This is a genomic window from Stieleria sedimenti, assembly GCF_025060895.1.
GTDB classification, from domain to species: domain Bacteria; phylum Planctomycetota; class Planctomycetia; order Pirellulales; family Pirellulaceae; genus Stieleria; species Stieleria sedimenti.
On sequence record NZ_JANZKV010000231.1, the window covers coordinates 1 to 2,340 of the forward strand.

Here is a 2,340-nt window from a genome sequence, read left to right on the forward strand (position 1 = left end):
TAAGACCGTCGCTCCGGGCCGCAGACACTTCGCTCTGCCGGCAAACCCGAATCCAGTCGTAGGAGTCAGCGATGTCACGATCAACAGTTGGAATCGATAGGCGGCGGTTGGCAGCGCGAACGGTACCCGTCACCGAGGACGGACGATTGATTTTTCACTTCAAGAACCGCGCAAGCCGTCCTTCGTTGCACTGACCGGCCAGGGCATGGGCTGGGTGTGGCGATAGTAAAACCGTAAAGCACAAACGGCTTGGTTGAACGAACTGTAGGCAAGCTTCCGCTCTTGGATCAGATGGAGTTGGAAGGTTCTAACGTCTTCGCAGGCTGCCTGGCCGAGCGGTTTTTCGATAAAGTCGGCAAACCTTCGCACGTGATAGGTGTAGGCATCGATGGTGCGTTCGGCGAGATTGCGGATCGCCATGAAAAGTCTTCGGCAAGACGTTTCGTGATCGGGCAGGCATTGGTGTTGGCAAGGATGCCAACGCAATCTCTCGCAGGGACGCACCTCCGGGCGCCGGGTCACGTCGAACGATCTGGCCCTCCGAACACCGTCCGCTTCACCGATCACCTGCACGCAGTTCATCAGCGTCGCGGTGCAAACCGCGTCCTGATCTCACTGGTGCACTTCAAAAATCTGAAGGCGCTCGACTCCCAAGGATCGGCGCGTCGTGTGTTCGGTCGGATTCGTCTTTGAGTCAAAGAAACACACCCTCGACCACACAACGCGAGTGACGGGCGAGTCATCCGCCGCAGGATCACTCGATGGGCCACAAGAGATTAAGACGCTTGTCGCACCAAAACGCTGACGACCTACGGCCAGAGGATTCAAGAATCTGGCGTCAGCTTTTCGGCGTTCACCACGAAACATCGTTGACGCATCGAGCGTCCACTCTATCCCGAAGGGATCACAGCCAGTAGCCGGAGGTCAGCGCAGCGCCACCTCCGGAACACGCCCCCAATCCTTCCATCGACCCCGGACGGGGTCGCACAAAGTTTTTACACTCCTGCATCAGGACGGATGCCAACGCAATCTTTCGCAAGGAAGCGACACACGACGCGTACGCCCCATCAACCGCCGAAGCGGTAAGCAATTCGATTAAGTTCAACGTCCGCGATCAGCGGGCGGCGGGAGTCGATTCTCCATTGCCGGAAACGTCACCACCGCCGCTCCGTTGCAACGCATGGTTCCTCGTTTTTATGGGTTGGCGGCGGGGCAATCGAACAACCCTTCGCCCTGAAACTGCCTCGCGTCGCCGCAGATCAACACCGATACGGTAAACGTCGTTATCAAATTGAGTTGCGAGCCGATGTCGAATCTCGCGGATCTCGTTAGTGATTGGGTTAGGTACCATCATTAGTTCCAGCTAGCTCGTCCGGCGTGCAGATGACCGGAGGTTCGAATCCGGCGTCGCGACACACCTGCTCGATGCGGCTACGCAAGGCAGCATTCGCGATGTGCTTGAAATTCCACGTCAGTAAGTAGTTTACACCATTGACGGCAGAAATGGCGATGTGAAATGCGTCTCGTGGTTCCGAAGCGGGGATGGCCTTGGCGGAAATCAACGCCGCCGACAGGGCATCGACATCCTCGGACGTTTGGAGAAAGGGTAGCGTTTCGATTACGGCTAGCCGCTCTGAGGCGGCAGTCGGGTCGCCCCCAGAACACTCATCAACAACGAGCTGCGACACATAAAGCTCGTACATGCTAGCGGCTCCCTGCCACCAATCGCGTGTGGTGCGCTGTCGAGCAGCAGTAAAGGGGTCACTGTGAATGCGTCCAGCAATGTGGCCGACGATCGTTGTTTCGAGGTAAACGGTGTCCATCGTGCAAGTCTACCATCGACGAACGGCCGCGATCAGTCGGCGGCGACGGTTGATCATCCACTTCAAAACGCTCGACTTCGCCGCTCGGTTGCATCGGATTGTTCCCCGCTGTTTCGGACAATAACAGCGCCGGTCACGAAACAAGCTCGACTGTATGTCCGTCGAAATCGCAAACAACCGCCCGTCGGCCCCATTCAGAGTCGGTCGGTTCAGAACGTATTTTAGCATCAATTTCAGACAGAGCGGCGATGACGTTATCGACATCCGCGACACGAAATCCAATTCGCGTCTCGGTTGTAGTTGCCTTGCTACGTGCCGGATATATCTCGAAGACAAACCCAGCAGTCTCGGATGCGTAGTGTTCAGGTCCGTTGCCGTGCGAATGCTTCGTGAACGATAGTCCGAGCGTTTCGTAGAATCTTACGGCACGGTTGATGTCGGGAGAGCGAATAACCAAAAGATTGCACGCAGGTTGTCCAGTTTTCATTTGGTGTGTTCAGCAACCCAGTCGGCTTGT

At 56.5% G+C, this 2,340-nt stretch carries 3 protein-coding genes; all 3 read right to left on the reverse strand.

Annotated features, from left to right (window positions below; genetic code table 11):
• Positions 1-159: 159 nt before the first annotated feature.
• Positions 160-420 (reverse strand): site-specific integrase, encoded by a 261-nt coding sequence (locus NZK35_RS27100; protein WP_259635653.1) that lies wholly within the window; start codon positions 418-420, stop codon positions 160-162.
• A 920-nt stretch (positions 421-1,340) separates the two neighbouring features.
• Positions 1,341-1,823 (reverse strand): type II toxin-antitoxin system VapC family toxin, encoded by a 483-nt coding sequence (locus NZK35_RS27105; RefSeq protein ID WP_259635654.1) that lies wholly within the window; start codon positions 1,821-1,823, stop codon positions 1,341-1,343.
• 133 nt (positions 1,824-1,956) lie between these two features.
• Positions 1,957-2,310: a VOC family protein gene (locus NZK35_RS27110; protein WP_259635655.1), complete on the reverse strand. Its 354-nt coding sequence runs from the start codon at positions 2,308-2,310 to the stop codon at positions 1,957-1,959.
• Positions 2,311-2,340 lie beyond the last annotated feature (30 nt).

Bases quoted from the DNA above. Each gene is read 5' to 3' on its own strand.
- NZK35_RS27100 (WP_259635653.1), bottom strand. From the start codon at position 420: ATGGCGATCCGCAATCTCGCCGAACGCACCATCGATGCCTACACCTAT.
- NZK35_RS27105 (WP_259635654.1), bottom strand. From the start codon at position 1,823: ATGGACACCGTTTACCTCGAAACAACGATCGTCGGCCACATTGCTGGA.
- NZK35_RS27110 (WP_259635655.1), bottom strand. From the start codon at position 2,310: ATGAAAACTGGACAACCTGCGTGCAATCTTTTGGTTATTCGCTCTCCC.